Annotated in this window: 13 protein-coding genes; all 13 read left to right on the plus strand. The window is 63.4% G+C overall.

Going from position 1 to position 17128, the window contains the following annotated elements; translation table 11 throughout:
- Positions 1–21 precede the first annotated feature (21 nt).
- On the plus strand, positions 22–1419 hold the full coding sequence (locus tag VSS37_RS20655; protein ID WP_324698286.1) for a phage tail sheath family protein: 1398 nt from the start codon (positions 22–24) through the stop codon (positions 1417–1419).
- 49 nt (positions 1420–1468) lie between these two features.
- Complete coding sequence (locus VSS37_RS20660) at positions 1469–1906, plus strand: phage tail protein (RefSeq protein WP_324698288.1); 438 nt, start codon at positions 1469–1471, stop codon at positions 1904–1906.
- Positions 1906–2367, plus strand: coding sequence for a phage tail protein (locus VSS37_RS20665; RefSeq protein ID WP_324698290.1), 462 nt, complete (start codon positions 1906–1908; stop codon positions 2365–2367). The genes VSS37_RS20660 and VSS37_RS20665 overlap by 1 nt, the downstream gene beginning before the upstream one ends.
- The gene (locus VSS37_RS20670; protein ID WP_324698292.1) at positions 2367–2555 is read left to right on the plus strand and encodes a DUF5908 family protein; all 189 of its coding nucleotides are present in this window, start codon (positions 2367–2369) and stop codon (positions 2553–2555) included. The genes VSS37_RS20665 and VSS37_RS20670 overlap by 1 nt, the downstream gene beginning before the upstream one ends.
- Complete coding sequence (locus tag VSS37_RS20675) at positions 2555–3259, plus strand: CIS tube protein (RefSeq protein WP_324698294.1); 705 nt, start codon at positions 2555–2557, stop codon at positions 3257–3259. The genes VSS37_RS20670 and VSS37_RS20675 overlap by 1 nt, the downstream gene beginning before the upstream one ends.
- Positions 3256–5034: a type VI secretion system tip protein VgrG gene (vgrG, locus tag VSS37_RS20680; RefSeq protein WP_324698296.1), complete on the plus strand. Its 1779-nt coding sequence runs from the start codon at positions 3256–3258 to the stop codon at positions 5032–5034. The genes VSS37_RS20675 and vgrG overlap by 4 nt, the downstream gene beginning before the upstream one ends.
- Before the next feature lie 28 nt (positions 5035–5062).
- Positions 5063–5332 (plus strand): PAAR domain-containing contractile injection system baseplate protein, encoded by a 270-nt coding sequence (locus tag VSS37_RS20685; protein WP_324698298.1) that lies wholly within the window; start codon positions 5063–5065, stop codon positions 5330–5332.
- Between the two features lie 5 nt (positions 5333–5337).
- Positions 5338–5781: a gp25 family contractile injection system sheath assembly initiator gene (locus VSS37_RS20690; protein ID WP_324698300.1), complete on the plus strand. Its 444-nt coding sequence runs from the start codon at positions 5338–5340 to the stop codon at positions 5779–5781.
- Between the two features lie 42 nt (positions 5782–5823).
- Positions 5824–10035 (plus strand): baseplate J/gp47 family protein, encoded by a 4212-nt coding sequence (locus VSS37_RS20695; RefSeq protein ID WP_324698302.1) that lies wholly within the window; start codon positions 5824–5826, stop codon positions 10033–10035.
- 38 nt (positions 10036–10073) lie between these two features.
- The gene (locus VSS37_RS20700; RefSeq protein ID WP_324698304.1) at positions 10074–11099 is read left to right on the plus strand and encodes a hypothetical protein; all 1026 of its coding nucleotides are present in this window, start codon (positions 10074–10076) and stop codon (positions 11097–11099) included.
- A 32-nt stretch (positions 11100–11131) separates the two neighbouring features.
- Positions 11132–14806, plus strand: a complete 3675-nt coding sequence (locus VSS37_RS20705) for a baseplate wedge protein (RefSeq protein WP_324698306.1) — start codon at positions 11132–11134, stop codon at positions 14804–14806.
- Between the two features lie 18 nt (positions 14807–14824).
- Positions 14825–16381, plus strand: a complete 1557-nt coding sequence (locus tag VSS37_RS20710) for a contractile injection system tape measure protein (RefSeq protein ID WP_324698308.1) — start codon at positions 14825–14827, stop codon at positions 16379–16381.
- On the plus strand, positions 16378–17128 hold a 751-nt coding region (locus VSS37_RS20715; RefSeq protein WP_324698310.1), incomplete at its 3' end, for an eCIS core domain-containing protein. The genes VSS37_RS20710 and VSS37_RS20715, both read left to right, overlap by 4 nt.

Raw genomic sequence — 17128 nt, forward strand, 5'->3', positions numbered from 1 at the left:
ACCTACCAGGCAGAAAACACCATGGCGGCAGCATACAAAACACCCGGGGTTTATATCGAGGAAATCCCCAAATTCCCCCCCTCCATCGCGCCGGTGGAAACGGCCATCCCGGCCTTCATCGGTTACACCCAGAAAGCCGACGGCCAAGTGGCGGCGGATTTGCGGCTGAAACCCACGCGGATCGCCTCCATGGTGGAATACGAAACCCGCTTTGGCGGCCCCCAGCCTGAAACCGGCGTCACGGTCGCCGTCACCGGCACCAAGGCGGTGGCCGCATTGACGGAAGCAACGCGCTCCAAACACATTATGTACTACGCCCTGCAATTGTTTTTTGCCGCAGGCGGCGGGCCGTGCCACATCGTCTCGGTGGGCGGCTACAAGGCCGCCGTGGGCGACGCCTTGGTTGAAACCGAACTCCAGGCCGGGCTGGCGGCCTTGGTCAAACAGGAAGAGCCCACCCTGATCGTCTTCCCCGAAGCGCAGAACCTTGCCATTGCCGACTGCAAAGCCCTGTATGACGCCGCCCTGCTGCAATGCGCCGAGCTGAAAAACCGCTTCGTCATCATGGACGCCCACGGCGACAACATTTCCCTGGCTGACCCATCCGCCAACCTGCTCACCGCCATCGACAATTTCCGCAACAACGGCGTCGGCGCCAACAACCTCAAGTACGGGGCGGCCTACGCACCCAACCTCGAAACCGTGCTGGATTTCAGCATTGACGAAACCAAGACCAGCGTCGCCATCGACGGCGGCGCGGCTGTCATGCTGGACACCCTGCAAGCCAGCAGCAACCGCGTTTATGAACTGGCGAAAGCCGCCATCCGCGATATGCCCTGCAAACTGCCGCCCGCCGCCGCCATGGCGGGCGTTTACGCCGCCGTCGACAACTTCCGGGGCGTCTGGAAAGCGCCCGCCAATGTCAGCCTGAACGCCGTCATCCAGCCCGCCATCCCCATGTCCAACAAGGATCAGGAAAGCCTGAACGTGGACGCCACCGCTGGCAAATCCGTCAACGCCCTGCGCACCTTCCTCGGCAAAGGCCCGCTGGCATGGGGAGCGCGCACCCTGGCGGGCAATGACAACGAATGGCGCTACGTCAATGTGCGGCGGTTCTTCAATTTCGCTGAAGACTCCATCAAAAAGGCCACCAGCCAGTTCGTGTTCGAACCCAACGACGCCAACACCTGGGTCAAAGTCCAGGCCATGATTGAAAACTTCCTCACCACGCTGTGGCGGCAGGGCGCCTTGCAGGGCGTCAAACCCGAACACGCCTTTTACGTCGCCGTCGGCCTCGGCAAAACCATGACCCCGCAGGACATCCTCGAAGGCCGCCTGATTGTGGAAGTCGGCATGGCGGCGGTGCGGCCCGCCGAATTCATCGTCCTCAGGTTCTCGCACAAAATGGCTGAATCCTGATCGGTAGCGGCAACCCATCCCACCCTCCACTTCTTAGGCGGTAAACATCATGGCACAGGAATACCCCTTACCCCGGTTCCATTTTCAGGTCGACTGGGGCGGCGCAAAAATCAGCTTTACGGAAGTCACCGGCCTCGACATGCAGGTTGAGGTCATCGAATACCGGCACAGCGACAGCAAGGATTTCAACAAGATCAAAATGCCGGGGCTGCGCAAGTTCAGCAACATCACCCTGAAACGCGGCAAGTTCGAAGGCGACTTTGATTACAACACCTGGCTGGACGCCATCGGCAATGACCGGGTCAACGGGCGGCGCGATGTCGTCATCCGCCTGCTGAACGAACAGCACACCCCGGTGGCCGTCTGGTCCGCCACCCGCTGTTTTCCGGTCAAGGTCACCGCCCCCGACCTCAAGTCAGACGCCAATGAAGTCGCCATCGAGAGCATTGAAATTGCCCACGAAGGCCTGAAACTGATGAAAATCTGATGGCCGACGCCGCCACTGACTACTATCCGCCCTGGGGCTTTTACTACAAGGTGGAATTCAGCATCAGCAAGGACCGCAACGACGTGCGCTTCCAGTCCGTGTCCGGCCTGTCGGTGGAATACGACTACGACAGCTTCAAGGAAGGCGGCGAAAACCGTTTCGAGCACAAGCTGCCGGTGCGCACCAAATACGCGGATCTGGTGCTGAAGCGCGGCATGCTGGCCGAATCCAGCGTCATCAACTGGTTCCTGGACGCCTTCCGCGACCGGCGCTTCACCCCCGCCGACCTCAACGTCATCCTGATGAACGAACAGGGCGAACCGTTGCGCGTCTGGAAAGTGGCGCACGCCATCCCCAAGAAATGGCAGGTCAGCGACCTCAACGCCAATGACAACGCCATTGTGGTGGAAACCCTGGAACTCTCTTACCGTTATTTCACCCTCCAGACAGGAACAGGCTGATGCCGATCGAAATCCGCGAACTGCACATCCGCGTGGCCGTCAACGCCGCGCCTGCGCCTGCACCGGGCAATCCGCCCAGCGGCACCCGCCCCGCGCCAGCCGCAGGGCAAACGCCGTATAAGGACGCCCTCGTCGCCGAATGCGTCGAACAGGTGCTGGAAATCCTCCGGAACAGGGAAGAACGCTGATGGCGGCGCAAGGCAAACTGGAAAAAATGCTGGTGCTGGCGTTTGCCGACTCCGCCAAGGCGGAAAGCGGCGGCGTCCAGGAAGCGGACGACGTGTTCGAGGCGCTGATCAACCCGGAATCCTACACGCAATCCTACAAGCTCAAGTTTTCCTCAGGCGGCCAGGGACACGGCAGCAGCGGCAAACAGCTGAAATACGAATACAGCGAGCCGGAAGAGATCAGCGTTGAATTCCTGTTCGACAATACCGGCATCATCGACGGCAAGCCGCGTGATTCCATCGCCGCCGACCTCAAACGCTTCCGGCAGGTGCTGGTGGAATACAAGGGCGACGCGCACGAGCCGCGCCATTTCAAGCTGGTGTGGGGGGAAAACTCCATCTTCAAGGGGCGGGTGACGGAGCTCGCCATCACCTACAAGCTGTTCAGGCCGGACGGCACCCCGATCCGCGCCACCGCCAAGGTGACGTTCAAAAGCAGCATTGAAGAACAGAAACGCGCCGCCAAGGAAAACAAAAGCTCGCCCGACCTGACCCACATGCGCAAGGTCAAGCGCGGCGACACCCTGCCACTGATGTGCCAGCAGATTTACGGCGACTCCCGCTATTACCTGCAAGTGGCGCAGCTCAACCGGCTCGACAATTTCCGCGCCCTGCAACCCGGCTCCACCCTGCTGTTCCCACCCGTCGACAAGCCTGCGCCGTGAGCAACGAATCCAGCGTCCCCACACCCGCCACCCCGGATGTCTGCACCGCCGCGCTGCTGGTGGAGGGGCAGGAAATTTCCGGGCAGTTCCAGATCCTGTCCATCGTGGTCACCCGCGAACTCAACCGCATCCCCAGCGCCACCTTCCAGTTGCAGGACGGCGACGCCGCCAAAGCTTCCTTCGCCGCCAGTGACGCCCAGCATTTCATCCCCGGCAAAAGCGTTGAAATCCGCTTGGGCTACCGTTCGCAAAACAGCAGCGTGTTCCGTGGCGTCATCACCCGGCACAGTGTGCGCATCCGCCAGCAGGGCAGCCAGTTGAACATCGAATGCCGCGACCCCGCCTTCAGGATGACCCACGGCCTGCACAACCGCTTCCACAACAGCCCCAAAGACAGCGACATCATGGAAAAGCTGATCAAGGCGCACGGCTTGCAGGCCGAGGTGACGGCCACCCAGCCGGAACTGCAAGCGGTGCCGCAGTACGAAACCAGCGACTGGGATTTCCTGCTGTGCCGCGCCGAAGCCAACGGCATGGTGGTGCGGGTGGAAGACGGCAAACTCCGCATTGCGCCGCCTGCCGCTGATGGGCAAGCGGCGCTGTCGCTCCGTTACGGCGCCGCCATCCTGGAACTGGACGCGGAAATCGACGCCCGCTGGCAAAGCAAGGGCGTCAAGGCCAGCGCCTGGGACCCAGGCGCGCAGGAACGGCTGGAAGCCGACGCCCAGGAGCCGTCCCTGAGTGCGGCGGGCAACCTGTCGCCTGCGGATCTGGCGCAAGCCAGCGGTGATGAAGTGCAGGAAATCCGCCATGGCGGCCGCCTCAAGCAGGCGGAACTGCAAGCCTGGGCGGACGCCCGCCTGCTGAAGGAACGCCTCGCCAAAATACGGGGCCGGGCCAGATGCCAGGGCTTCGCCGGAATCCTGCCGGGTGACCTGCTTGAAATCACCGGCATCGGCCAACGCTTTGCGGGCAAGCTGTACGTGTCCGGCGTGCGCCACCATCTGGCGGGCGGCAACTGGGAAACCGACGTGCAGTTCGGCCTCAACCCGGAACTGTTCGCCGCCGCCTACAACCTGCGCCCCCTGCCCGCCGCAGGGCTGCTCGCCGGGGTCAGCGGCCTGCAAACCGGGATTGTCGCCGCGCTGGAAAAAGACCCCGATGGCGAGGGGCGCATCCAGGTGCGCCTGCCGTTGGCCGACAACGCGGACGGCGACACTGGCGCAGGCGTGTGGGCGCGGTTGGCCACCTTGGCCGCCAGCAAGGGATACGGCGCAATTTTCCGCCCCGATGTCGGCGATGAAGTGGTGGTGGGCTTTTTGCATGACGACCCGCGACAGCCGGTCATCCTCGGCATGTGCCACAGCAGCGCCCGGCCTGCGCCGGAGCCAGCCGCCGATGACAATTTCCGCAAAGGCTACCTCAGCCGGGAACAATTGCGGCTCAGTTTCGACGACGAGAAGAAAACCATCACGCTGGAAACCCCGGCAGGCAACAAGCTTACCCTGTCGGAAGACGCCAAGGCCGTGCTGATCGCCGACCAGAACGGCAACAAGATCACCCTGAACGCCGACGGCGTCAGCATCGAAAGCAGCAAGGATCTGCTGCTGAAAGCCAGCGGCGACCTCAAGATTGAAGCCGTGAACGCCGACCTCAAGGCCAAGGCCGCCGTCAAGCTGGAGGCCAAGGCCAGCGCGGAAATCTCAGCCGCCAGCGCCACCCTGAAAGGCAGCGCCACCACCGTCATCCAGGGCGGTGTCGTGCAAATCAACTGACGGCGAACCCATCGCCAGGAGCCAGGACATGCTTCCCGCCGCCCGCATCGCCGACATGATCAGCAGCCCCGCCACGCTGGGGGTTCCCACCCCGATCCTGCCGCCCGGCGTCCCCACCGTATTGATCGGCGGCCTGCCCGCCGCCACTGTCAGCGCCACCTGCGGCGCGGACGCCATCATCAAAGGCTCCGCCAGCGTCCTGATCGGCGGCCTGCCCGCCGCCCGGGTGGGCGACATCAGCGCAGGTGGCGGCGTGGTGCTGCCCCCCTGCGCACCAACCGTCCTGATTGGAGGGTGAACGCCATGGACTACGGCTTTATCGGGCGCGGCTGGTCATTCCCACCGACCTTCAACCGCAACAGCGGCGGCGTGGCGATGCTGGAAGGCGAAGCGGACATCGCCTCCAGCCTGGAAATCCTGCTCGGCACCCGCCCCGGCGAACGGGTGATGCAGCCGGATTACGGTTGCAACCTGGAAGAGCTGATGTTCGAAACACTGGACACCCGTATCAAAACCCTGCTGGCGGACAAGATCGAATCCGCCATCCTCTACCACGAGCCCCGCATCCGGGTGGAAAACGTGCGCCTGGATGACACGCCAGACCCGGACGGTGCCGTGCTGATCGAGATCACCTATCAGGTCAAGTCGACCAATTCCCGTTTCAATTTCGTCTACCCCTATTACCGGCAGGAAGGCACCGACCTCAACCTCACGCCGACCGTGACCCTGCTGCCCGAACCGCTATGAACCTGACAAACCCATTTTCCAACCAGCGGGGCAATGGCCTGGATGGCTGACCCCTTGGTGTGCGACAACCGCCTGCGCGATGGCGTCAGCCAGCAAATGCGCGTCAAGGCCGCCCTGCAACCGGACTCTGTGGCGGTCGATGAACGCTCCTTGCAGGACTGGCTCGGTTTCCTGCGGGATTACAGCCGGGAGCTGCGCTATTTTGCGGAAAACGACCAAGCCGACGGCGACTGGCAGGCGTTCTTCCCCGCCGACATCACGCCGGACGAGATGCTCGCCTTCATCCGCAACCCGGACGCCCTGCCGGAAGCCAAGGCGCAAGCGTGCCGCCAGCCCCATTTGGTGCTGCTGTTCAGCTTCCTGCAATTGCTGGACGCCACCACCCAGCGCCTCAACACCCTGACCCGGCGGCATCTGGAATTTTATTTCCGCCACTTCCTGCGCTTGCAGGAAAAACCGGCGCAGCCGGATCACGTCCATGTGCTGGTCGAACTGGCCAGGCAGCAGGGCGCCCTGTTGCTGCCCGCTGGCAGCCTGTTGCACGCAGGCAAGGACAGCGCAGGCAAACCGCTGGCCTACCAGACGGACGCCGACGCCCTGATCAGCCAGGCGCAGATCGCCCGGTTGAGCGCCCTGTATGCTGACAAGCGGCTGGTCAGCTTGCAGGCGGCGCGGGAAGCCCTGCTGGAGGCGCATGGCGACAGCCCCGCCTCCCAGCAGGAAGCTTTCCTGCTGCTGTTGCGCATGACTTACGGGCAACCGGCTGTGGGCGACGCCCTGCCGCCTTACCCATCCCCCACCGCCATTGGCGCCAGGACGCCGGATTTCCCACTGCTGGCTTCGTTGTTCCAGCAACTGGCGTTTGTCCACGACCGCTTGCGCCTGCCATTCGTCCGCTTCGACGAACTGATGCAGCTCAAGCAACGGCGCGAACCGGAATCCGGTAGCGCGTCCGCCGCCCAGTTTGCCGCCGACTGGGGGCTGATTAACCGGACGCTGGAACGGGCCGGGCAACTGCAACGCCAGGACGACGCCTACACGCTGCCCACCCGCGATGGCAATGGCAACGCCATCCGGGTGGATGATTTCCAGGCCCATTTCATGGCCGCCCTTGGGCTTGACCCCTACGCCAAAACGTCGTTCCTCGGCCTGCCGGACATCGCCACGCTCGACGAGCTTTACCAGCACCGTAATGAGCCCCTGGCGCAGGAATTTTTGCAGACCCGGCTCAAACCGTTGCTGGATGTCGGCGCGACCAGCTTTGAAGCGATGATGCAAACCAAAACCCGCATCGACGGCGAATGGGCGTATCTGGATGAACTGCTGGCAACGGCCTCGGGCAAAAAACCGAAATTCACCCCCTTGCCGGATTTCAGCCGCAAATTGCGGGAAACGCTGCGGCTTAACGCCGCCAACCTGGCGAACGGCATTGGCAGCATCGACGCGCTGTACGCCAGCCTTCAGGCCATGCAGGGCTACTTTTACCTGTCGGCCTATGCGCTTTACAGCGTCCTGAACACCGCCTTCAACCCGCAGGCGGACGCCGCCGCCTGGAGCCGGGCGTATGCAACCCTGGCCACCGCTTACAAGGCCAGGATATTCCAGCAGCGTCAGCAACAGCTCCAGCAGCTCATCAGCCCCGCCGCCGACAGCAACGCCATTTTGGCATCCATGCTGGCGCTGGCATTGGGCGACCCTAGCCCGCATACCCTGAACGATCTGGGGTCGTTCATGACCCACGCCGACCTTGCCTACCTGACGGATTTGCAGGCACAAGCGGCTGTCAGCGCCGCCGAATGGGACAAGGCAACCCACATGCTGGCGATCGCCTGGCGCAACCGGGAATGCCGCGACCCCACCGCCGAGCAGGAGGAATGGCGGGGCCTGTATGCGGCGGAAGATGTCACCGCCGTACTCAGCCCGCAACCCGCTGACGCCACCGGCACCACTGCGCGCTGGAAAACCTTCGGCCAGCCGCCCGCCGCCAGCCTGCCGCGCCCGCTGGCCGAATTCGGGCTGGCGATCAGTTCACCCATGCTGTTGCTGAACCAGGGCGAACGCACGCTGACGTTGACCCTTGAACTCGCCGCCCAAACCCCGCCGCCACTGCTCCCCGATGGGCTGGATGGCCTGTTCCAGGTGCTGGGCAGCACGCCTGCGGGCTGGGTGGCCGCCAAAGTCCAGACACTGACGGCGGGCGCAGGCAACCTGAATTTCACCCTCCAGTTTGGCGCCGAACAGGAAGCGCTGGCCGCGCCCACCACCGGCCTGCTTCAAGGCGCGCCATGGCCGGTGCTCAAGCTGCTGTTCCAGAATGATGGCCCAGACGGCCACAGCCGCCATTACCCGGCGCTGCAACCGCTCTTGCTGGCCGCCATCCGCCTCAGCGTGACGGTCGACGGCTTGTCTGAGCTGCAAATCCGCAACGACCTGCAAGCACTGGACAGCCACAAGCCGTTTGAACCCTTCGGGCCGAGGCCAACCGCCGGAGCCCGCTTTTATGTCGCCGCCCCTGAACTGGCCGTCAAACCCTTGTCCCGCCTGACCTTCCATACCGAATGGGCAAACCTTGACCTGTTGACGGATGACTACTACCGCAACTATCCGGGCAACCTTAAGCGGGAATCTTTCACCATCCGCATCGGCGCGCGCGATGTCAGCCCGACAGCGGCGACGCTGTTTGCCGACCAGCCCATTACCCTGAAGCAAGCGCTGGCGCAGCCGGAAACCGTGTATTGGGAATTGCAAAGCCCGGATTTCCAGCACGCCGCCTACCCCGCCCTCGCCACCCGCAAGGCGGTGGAGCTGGCGACGGCCATCGCCAACAAGCGGGCGGCGGACACCATTGACGCCAACAACTACCGGGTCAACCCGCCGTATACGCCCGTCATCAAATCCCTGACGCTGGATTACGCCGCCGACCTGCCCGTGATCACGCTCAAGGATTATCCGGGCAACGCTGGGGCAACGAAAATTTTCCACCTGCATCCGTTCGGCTATGCGGAAATCCAGCCCGATGCGACCACCGGCCTGTGCGCCCTGTTGCCGCAGTTCAAACAGGCGGGCGAGCTGTATATCGGTTTGGCGCAATGCCACCCGCCCCAGCAACTGAACCTGCTGTTCCAGCTGGCCGAAGGCAGCGCCGACGCCGACCTGACGCCGCAAACTGTGCATTGGGACTACCTCAGCGGCAACCGCTGGCAACCGCTGGAAAACGGCAACATCCTCAGCGACGGCACCCGGGGGCTGATCAATTCCGGCGTCATGCAGGTTTCGTTGCCCGCCTGCGCCCCCAACACCCTGCTGACGCCGGAACTGTACTGGCTGCGGGCGAGCATCGGGCAAGCCGCCAACAGCGTCTGCGACACCATCGCCATCCACACCCAAGCGGTGGCGGCCACGCTGATCGATAATGGCAATGCGCCGGATCACTGGCAGCAACCGCTGGCGAGCGGAACCATCACCCGCTTGGTCACGCCGCTGGCTGGCGTCAAGGCCATCCGCCAGCCTTACACCGCATTCGGCGGCCACAGCGCTGAACAGGAGGCCAGCTTCCATACCCGGGTCAGCGAACGGCTGCGGCACAAGCAACGGGCGCTGACCCGCTGGGATTATGAGCACCTGACGCTGGAACATTTTCCGCAAATCTACAAGGCCAAGTGCGTCCCCGCCGCCCTGCTGCAAACGGACGCCCCGCCCGGTGCGGTCACGGTGGTGGTGATCCCGGACATCCGCAACCGCCTGCCCGCCAACCCTTTCGAACCCAAAGCGCCCGCCGACCTGCTGGCTGACATCCAGTCCTACCTGCAAAGCCTGGCTCCGGAAGCGGCGACGGTCATGGTCAGAAACGCCCGCTACGTGCCGTTCCGGATCAGGATGGGGGTGCGCTTCCTGCCCGGCCATGATGTCGGCTACAGCCGGAAGCTTTTGAACGAAGCGCTCAACCGCTTCCTCGCGCCTTGGGCGTATCAGGAAGGCGCTGATATTGTGATTGGCGGCAAAATCTACGCCAACAGCATCATCAATTTCGTGGAAAGGCTCCCCTACATCGATTACATCGCCCAGCTCAACTTTTTCGGCGCGGGCGTCAGCATCGACAGCAGCGGCGACAGCATCAGCGCCAACCAGCAGGCCGATGTCCTGGTTCCCGAACCCGAACATGTCTTCGACCTGATTCCGGAAAGCGGCTATGAACAAGCGTCGTTCCACGGCATCAACCACATGCGGATCGGGCTGGACTTCATCGTCGGCTGAACCACCATTCACGCCATGCAGCGCAAAGAGGAAACGTCATGGACTTGAGCAACAAACGTAACCGGGATGAATTGAAGTCGTTTTTCAAAAAGAACGACATCCCCACGGAACGCAATTTCGCCGACCTGATTGACGGCATGCTAAACCAGAAAGACGACGGGGTCGCCAAGCAGCCGAACAGCCCGTTCAGCATCGAAGCCGACCCTTCCGCCCAGCAAAATGCGTTGTCCCTCTACCTCAAGCTGGCGGACAACGCGCCCGCCTGGACACTCAGCCTGAAAAATCCCGACGGCTCCCGCGCCGGTTTGAGCATCAATGACATCAATAAAAACAGCCGCTTGTTCATTGACGCCAACGGCAATACCGGCGTCGGCGTCACCAATCCCGCCGAAGCGCTGGAAATCAATGGCCGCCTGAAACTGGGCACCCTGACCACGGGAGCTTGGCCCGCCAACCCGTCCCGTTATGTGTTCTGGGGAACCAACACGCTGGATCAGGCCCAGGCTGGCAATTACGCCCTACTGCAAGGTCTCAGCGGCAGCGACGCGGGCACGGTCTTTCTGAACTCGCCGACCGACCTCCACCTCCGCATCAATAACGGCGACAAGCTGGTGATCGCCAACAACGGCGATGCGCAATTCACCGGCAGCGTCAAAATCACCGGCAGCCTGGACGCAGGCTCCATCACCCAGGAAAACTGGGTCGCCCCAACCCTGCTGAATGGCTGGGTCAATTACGGCGGCGGTTTCAACGACGCCGGTTATTTCAAGGATTCGTTCGGCATTGTGCACCTGCGCGGTCTGGTCAAAAGCGGGCAAACCCAGAAAGCCATTTTCAACCTCCCCAACGGCTACCGCCCGGCGCGGCGGGAACTGCACGCCGCCTGCACCAACCCCGACAGCATTGGCCGGATCGACATCGCCACCAATGGCGACGTGATCATGCAAACCGGCAACAACGGCTGGATTTCACTGGATGGCATCACCTTCCAGGCGACCTGGACGTTCTTTATCCCCCTGCCGCCGTTGCATCCAATCAACCCGATTAATCCGATCAACCCGTAGGTCGCCACCACCAGCAGGCGGATTGAAACAGCATGGATTACGACCTTCTGAAACAGGCTGGCCTCCAGCACATTGAACGGCTCGGCAGCCAGTTGTGGACGGACTACAACCCCCACGACCCCGGCGTCACCATCCTGGAACAAGCGTGCTACGCGCTGACCGACCTGCTTTACCGCATGGACTACGCCATACCGGATTTGCTGGCGGAAGGCGGCCATGACCCGTTCGCCAGCCTGTTCGGGCCAGCGCAAATCCTGACCACCCACCCGGTCACCTTACTGGACTTGCGCAAACAGATCGTCGACATCCCCGGCGTCAGGAACGCCTGGATTGAACCAGCGGCCATCGGCCCGGCCATTTTCTTCCATCAGGAAGAAAACACCCTGAGCCTTGCCCAGGAAGACCAACCGGACGCCATCACGCTGCGGGGGCTGTACCAAATCTGGCTGGAAACGGAACGCGGCCACCCCGGCAACCTCAGCACGCAGGTGGCGGAACGCCTGCACGCCCGCCGCAGCCTGTGTGAAGATTTCGCCATCGCCCGGCTGGACGAACAGGCCATCCGCATCAACGCCAGCATCGAAGCCGACCCGGCGAGCGACCTCCGCCAGTTGCAACAGGCCATTTACGAGCAGATCGACGCCTATTTTTCTCCCCCAGTCCGCTTTACGCCCTGGCAGGAGCTGCTGGATGGCGGCGTGGCGGCGGATGCAATCTTTGACGGCCCCGCCTTGCAGCACGGCTTCATCGACTCAGCGACGCTCCAGGCCAGCGGCAGGCGGACGGAACTGCGCGCCTCGGATCTAATCCACATCCTGATGGACATTCCGGGCGTGCTGGCGGTACAGCGCTTCGCCTTCGCCAGCGGGGAAAAATGGCTGCTGAAACTGGAGCGTTCCGCCAGCCCCCGGCTTGACCGGGAAGGCTCCGCCATTACCTTGGTGAAAGGCGGCGTCGCCATCCTCCTGCCGCCTCCCGCCCCAACCGACAGCGCCCCGGCGCGCCCGCCCGCGACGGAAATACCGCTGCCCAGTGGGCAAGACCGGCATATCGGCGACGATTATTACGCCATCCAGCACCAGTTCCCGGATATCTATGGCGTCAACAGCAATGGCCTGCCCGCTTCCGCCAGCCCATTGCGCCGGGCGCAGATGAAACAGCTCAAGGCGTACCTGCTGCTGTTCGATCAGGCGCTGGCGAACCAGTTCGCCCAGCTCGCCAATGTCCGGCGGCTGTTTTCGTTCGCGGCGGAAGACGCCGACGCCCCGACCTATTTCCTGCAACTGCTGGATGACGCGCGCCTGGGGCTGGATGAAGGCAGCCCCACGTTCCTGGACATCTGGACAGCACCCGACAAAAGCGCCCGCCTTTCCCGCCTGCACAGCCTTATCGCCGCCCTTGATGACGGCTACGAACGCAAAAACCGCTTCCTCGACCATTTGCTGGCCCGTTTCGCCGAATCGTTAAGCGATTACGCCACCCTCACCCAGGATTCGCCCGCCCAGCAAATCAGGCGCAAGCAAACCTTCCTGCAACGCTACGCCGAACTGGGGCAGTCCCGCCACACCGCGCCGAATTACCAGCTACCCGCAGCAGGCGCGTCCGCCGGGCTGGAGCAGCGCCTGCGCCTCAAACTGGGGATCGACCCCGACGTTGAGCTGTATCTGGTCGAACATATCCTGTTGCGCCCCATTCCGGGTGACCAGAACCAGCGCAGCCCCATCCTGCGCGACCTGCGCCGCAGCGACCCGTATTCGCTCCAGGTCAGCCTGATCCTGCCCGCCAGCCTCCAGCACCTCCGGCCACTGATCTGTGAGGAAACGCCGGTTCACCTGACGGTGCATTTCCCCCAGTTCAACCCGACGGAACTGGCGCAGTTCGCTTCCGCCCATCAGGCATGGCGGCAAGCCTTGGGCGATCCGCTGACGCCGCAGCAGACCGTGCGCGCCACCCGCGACCGCTTGCTGGACTTGCTGGGCATTGGCCGCACCTATCCGCTGTCCGATCTGGCGGTCATGGGCGAAATGGCCGCACCGGGGGAAAAGGCCCATATCCGCATCGCCCTGAGCCAGACGGATGTCCGTTACCAGTTGTGCGATGAAGACGGCACCTCGCTGGCTGGCCTGTCGGTCGTCGGCAATGGCGGCGAAGCGCAGCTGGAAACCCCGCCCATCAACGCCGACGTCACCTTCCGCATCCTGGCGTGCAAGCTGCTGGGTGGCGATGACTGCGCCAGTAACCCGTACCGGATTTTCCTGCAACAGAGCGCCGCCATCCGGGTTGGCGTCGACAGCCATCTGGAAGCGGAAATCGTCCGCTCCACCGACGCCCAGGGCGGCGACCCCGCGCCTGCCGCCCTGCTGGAACCGGACGCAGCGGCCAGCCCGACCGCCGCGCGCATCATTCCCTTTGGCCGCCGGGTGCAAGTGGAAGTGCGCCAAGCGCAGGAAGGCGTCCGCTACCAGTTGTTCCCGGCGCAGGACGCCAACCAGCCCGCCCTGTCCGCCGCCGTCACTGGCGAAGGTGGCGGGCGTTCCATCACCCTTCTCAGCAACAGCCTGGAGGCGGACGCCGACCTCCATATCCGCGCCGCCAAAATCCTGCCGGATGGCGACGGCGAACTGACGGACTGGCTGGCCGCCGTCCTCCCGCTCAAGGTATACGCCAACACCGATTTGCCCGTCGCCATTCCCGCCCCCATCCTGGTGCCGGGCGGTCAACCCGTCGTCCGGATCGCCGCCAGCCAGCCGGGCGTCCGTTACCGCGCTTTCCTGCATGTGCTGACGGATCAGGAATTGGTGTTCGGCGCAGGCGATGGGGATGTGTTGACCACGCCAGTGGCGGGCTTCCCCGCTGTGCAGGTCAGGAACCCGGCATGGCAGGCGGTCTGGCAACAGACCCCGCCCGATTACGCCGCCGCCAGCGACAGCTTGCAGGGCGACGGCTCGCCACTGGCGCTGACGCTGGACGCCGTGCAGGACGACAGCCTGATCATCCTGCAAGCCGAAAAGCAGCATCAGGCGGGCGACCGGCCCGTCCCCTCAGCCGTGCAATTGCGCCAAGCGGTGACTGTGCTGACGCTGCCTGATCCAGCTCCGCCCCTCAGCCTGCGTATGACGGCGGCGGATGGCGGAATTCACGCCATCCAGGTCAGCAACGGGCAACGGGGTGTTTTCTACCATTTCCGGCTGACGGCGGATGGCGAGGACATCAGCCTGCCCGCCTACTTCCACCAATGGGCGACGGACAATCTGGCGGGCGACAAGGGTGTTGGCCGCTTGCGGATTGAGGGGGATTTCGTGGTGACCGCTGTGTTTTCCCCGCAAACCCCGCTGCTGGAACTCGCCGCGCCGCTGCCGCCTGACGCGACGCTGCACATTCGTGCCCGCAAAGCCCGCACCAATGCCACCATTGAACTGCAACCGGCGGCGTTGCCTGCCCTGCCCATCATCCAGGCTCCCCAGAGCATCGCCGTGGGCGAGGCCGCCGCCATTCGGGTGCAAGGCCAAAATGGCGTCCGCTACCAGTTGTGGCGGCAAGGGTTGCTGCTGCCGCCGGAGCTGACCGGCACGGACGCGATGCTGGAATTCCCTACCGGCCCGCTGGCGGAAGACAGCCTGTTCACGCTGCGCGCCATCCACCCGCTGGCAAACGGCATGACCATCGAATTTGACCAGGCTGTGCTGATCAAAACGCAAGACGCATAACCCCGCGCAACACCCGCCATGCCCCACCTCATCCACCAGCAATATCTGCATGCCGAACTGGACGGCACGGAACAGGACGGGCTGCGTTTGCAACAGCGCCTGTCGGACTGGTGCCGTCACCAGTTGCCGCCCGTCATCGAACGCGTCCTGAGCCGGTTCGCCACGGCGGATGAACACTGGCTCATTGGGCGTCTGGAAGTTGATCTTGGCGGACTGCCTGATGACTGCGATGCGGCGGTGTGGGAAACCGCCACTGAACGCGCCTTCACCCAGGCGCTCCGCACTTGCGCGCCCGCCGTTGGGCAAGCCGCCACGGCGACGCCGCACTCGGACGCCAGCCGCCGCCAAAACACGCAAGAGCATTTGCAAACCGCTTTCCTGCATTTTCTGGCGACGGGCACACTGCCCTGGCATTGCCAACTGGCGGCGGGCGAAACCCTGGAGCAACGGCTGCTGGCCGACTGGCAGATGGACGCGCCCGCCTTGGCGGCCCCTGCCTTCAAGCCCGCCCTGCTGGAGCTGCTGGCCGCCTCCGCCATCGCCCGGCGACGGCTGGCCTGGCAGTTTTCCCTCCCCTTCCGCCAGCGCCTGTTGCAACAACTGGCTCCGGATTATGCGGCAACCCTCAGCCGCATCCTGCACAAACTGGCCGCTGCGCCGCTTCCCCCTACCGTGCAACAAGCGTTCGACCTGAGCGTATGGGAAAGCGCTTGCCTGCATCTCAGCCAACGGCAGCGAGCCGATGAAGTCCGCCTGCTGGAAACCAGTTTGCGCCTTTTCCATGACGCCACCCCGCCCACCAATCTGGCGGCGGTTGATGCCTACGCTGAATTGACGCGGACGTTTGCCCAGCCCTGGCCGGAAATCCGGCTTGCGCCCACTACGTCCGGCGGGGACAGCGGCGCGGACGGCGCGCCAGCAGGCATCAGCCGTCAACAACCACAGGACAAACGCCTTCCGCCCGCCGTGTTCCCTTCCCCCTTATTGCGCCCGCAGGATGCGCCCACGCCACCGGATGCGCCGACACTGCCACCGCCCAACACTGTCCGGGCACCGGACACCGCGTCGGTTCAGGAGCAAGCGCTGTACACCGGGCAGGCAGGGCTAGTCCTGCTGCACCCATTCCTGCCGCAATTTTTTACCGCCTTGGGCATAGCGGAAGCAGACAGGCTGTTGCAACCCGAACGGGCGGCCTGTCTGCTTTATTTTTTGGCCAGCGGACGGCGCATCAGCCCGGAATACGAACTGACCCTGCCCAAGATCCTCTGCTGCCTGCCCCTGGATGCGCCGTTGCCAGCGGACGCCGGATTGACCGACGCGGAGCAGGCGGAAGCCATCGCCCTGCTGGACGCCGTCATCCACCACTGGACAGCCTTGCGCAACACCAGCCCTGACGGTTTGCGCGGCAATTTCCTGCTGCGTCAGGGCAAGCTTTCCCCCTACCCCGACGGCGGCTGGTTGTTGCAGGTGGAACAGCAGACCCATGACCTGTTGCTGGATCAGCTCCCCTGGGGCGTCAGCCTGCTGCGGCTGCCGTGGATGCCCCAGTTATTGCGGGTGGAATGGCGCGGATGAAAACACACGCCCACAAAACCTCCCGAACGGCGTCCCGCACCGCCACGCAGACGGCCAGCCAGCCCTTCTTCAGCAAGGCAAGCGACGGATTCTTCAGCCCTGCCCAACCCGCCATCCAGACGAAGATGACGGTGAACAAACCGGGCGACAAGTTCGAGCAGGAAGCGGACAAGATGGCTGACAAGGTGATGCGGATGGCGTCCCCGCCCGCGCCCACCAAAGACGACAAGCTCCAGAAGGCCGAACCCGAACAAAAAATCCAAAAAGCTGAGGCGCAAGACAAGCTACAAAAAGCCGAACCCGAGCAAAAAATCCAAAAAGCTGAGGCGCAAGACAAGCTACAAAAAGCCGAACCTGAGCAGAAAATCCAAAAAGCTGAGGCGCAAGACAAGCTACAAAAAGCCGAGCCTGAGCAGAAAATCCAGAAAGCCGAAGAGCTGCAACGCAAGGGCGGCGACGGCGCACCGACTCCTAGTTCCCAAGTCCAGTCCGCCATCCACAACAAAACCACGGGCGGACAACCATTGGGTTCGGAAGTGCGCAGTTACATGGAGCCGCGTTTCGGCGCTGATTTCAGCACTATCCGCGTCCACACCGACGCCGAATCCGCCAGCCTCAACAACCAATTGAGCGCGCGGGCTTTCACCTACCAGAACCATGTGTTCTTTTCACGCGGCCAGTACCAACCGGGGACGGGTGAAGGCAAGCATTTGCTCGCCCATGAACTGACCCACACCATCCAGCAAG

This window comes from Candidatus Thiothrix phosphatis (assembly GCF_035668035.1).
Classification (GTDB): Bacteria; Pseudomonadota; Gammaproteobacteria; order Thiotrichales; family Thiotrichaceae; genus Thiothrix; species Thiothrix phosphatis.

Bases quoted from the DNA above. Each gene is read 5' to 3' on its own strand.
- VSS37_RS20665 (WP_324698290.1), top strand. From the start codon at position 1,906: ATGGCCGACGCCGCCACTGACTACTATCCGCCCTGGGGCTTTTACTAC.
- VSS37_RS20655 (WP_324698286.1), top strand. From the start codon at position 22: ATGGCGGCAGCATACAAAACACCCGGGGTTTATATCGAGGAAATCCCC.
- VSS37_RS20700 (WP_324698304.1), top strand. From the start codon at position 10,074: ATGGACTTGAGCAACAAACGTAACCGGGATGAATTGAAGTCGTTTTTC.
- VSS37_RS20695 (WP_324698302.1), top strand. From the start codon at position 5,824: ATGGCTGACCCCTTGGTGTGCGACAACCGCCTGCGCGATGGCGTCAGC.
- VSS37_RS20675 (WP_324698294.1), top strand. From the start codon at position 2,555: ATGGCGGCGCAAGGCAAACTGGAAAAAATGCTGGTGCTGGCGTTTGCC.
- VSS37_RS20685 (WP_324698298.1), top strand. From the start codon at position 5,063: ATGCTTCCCGCCGCCCGCATCGCCGACATGATCAGCAGCCCCGCCACG.
- VSS37_RS20690 (WP_324698300.1), top strand. From the start codon at position 5,338: ATGGACTACGGCTTTATCGGGCGCGGCTGGTCATTCCCACCGACCTTC.
- VSS37_RS20660 (WP_324698288.1), top strand. From the start codon at position 1,469: ATGGCACAGGAATACCCCTTACCCCGGTTCCATTTTCAGGTCGACTGG.
- VSS37_RS20710 (WP_324698308.1), top strand. From the start codon at position 14,825: ATGCCCCACCTCATCCACCAGCAATATCTGCATGCCGAACTGGACGGC.
- VSS37_RS20670 (WP_324698292.1), top strand. From the start codon at position 2,367: ATGCCGATCGAAATCCGCGAACTGCACATCCGCGTGGCCGTCAACGCC.
- VSS37_RS20705 (WP_324698306.1), top strand. From the start codon at position 11,132: ATGGATTACGACCTTCTGAAACAGGCTGGCCTCCAGCACATTGAACGG.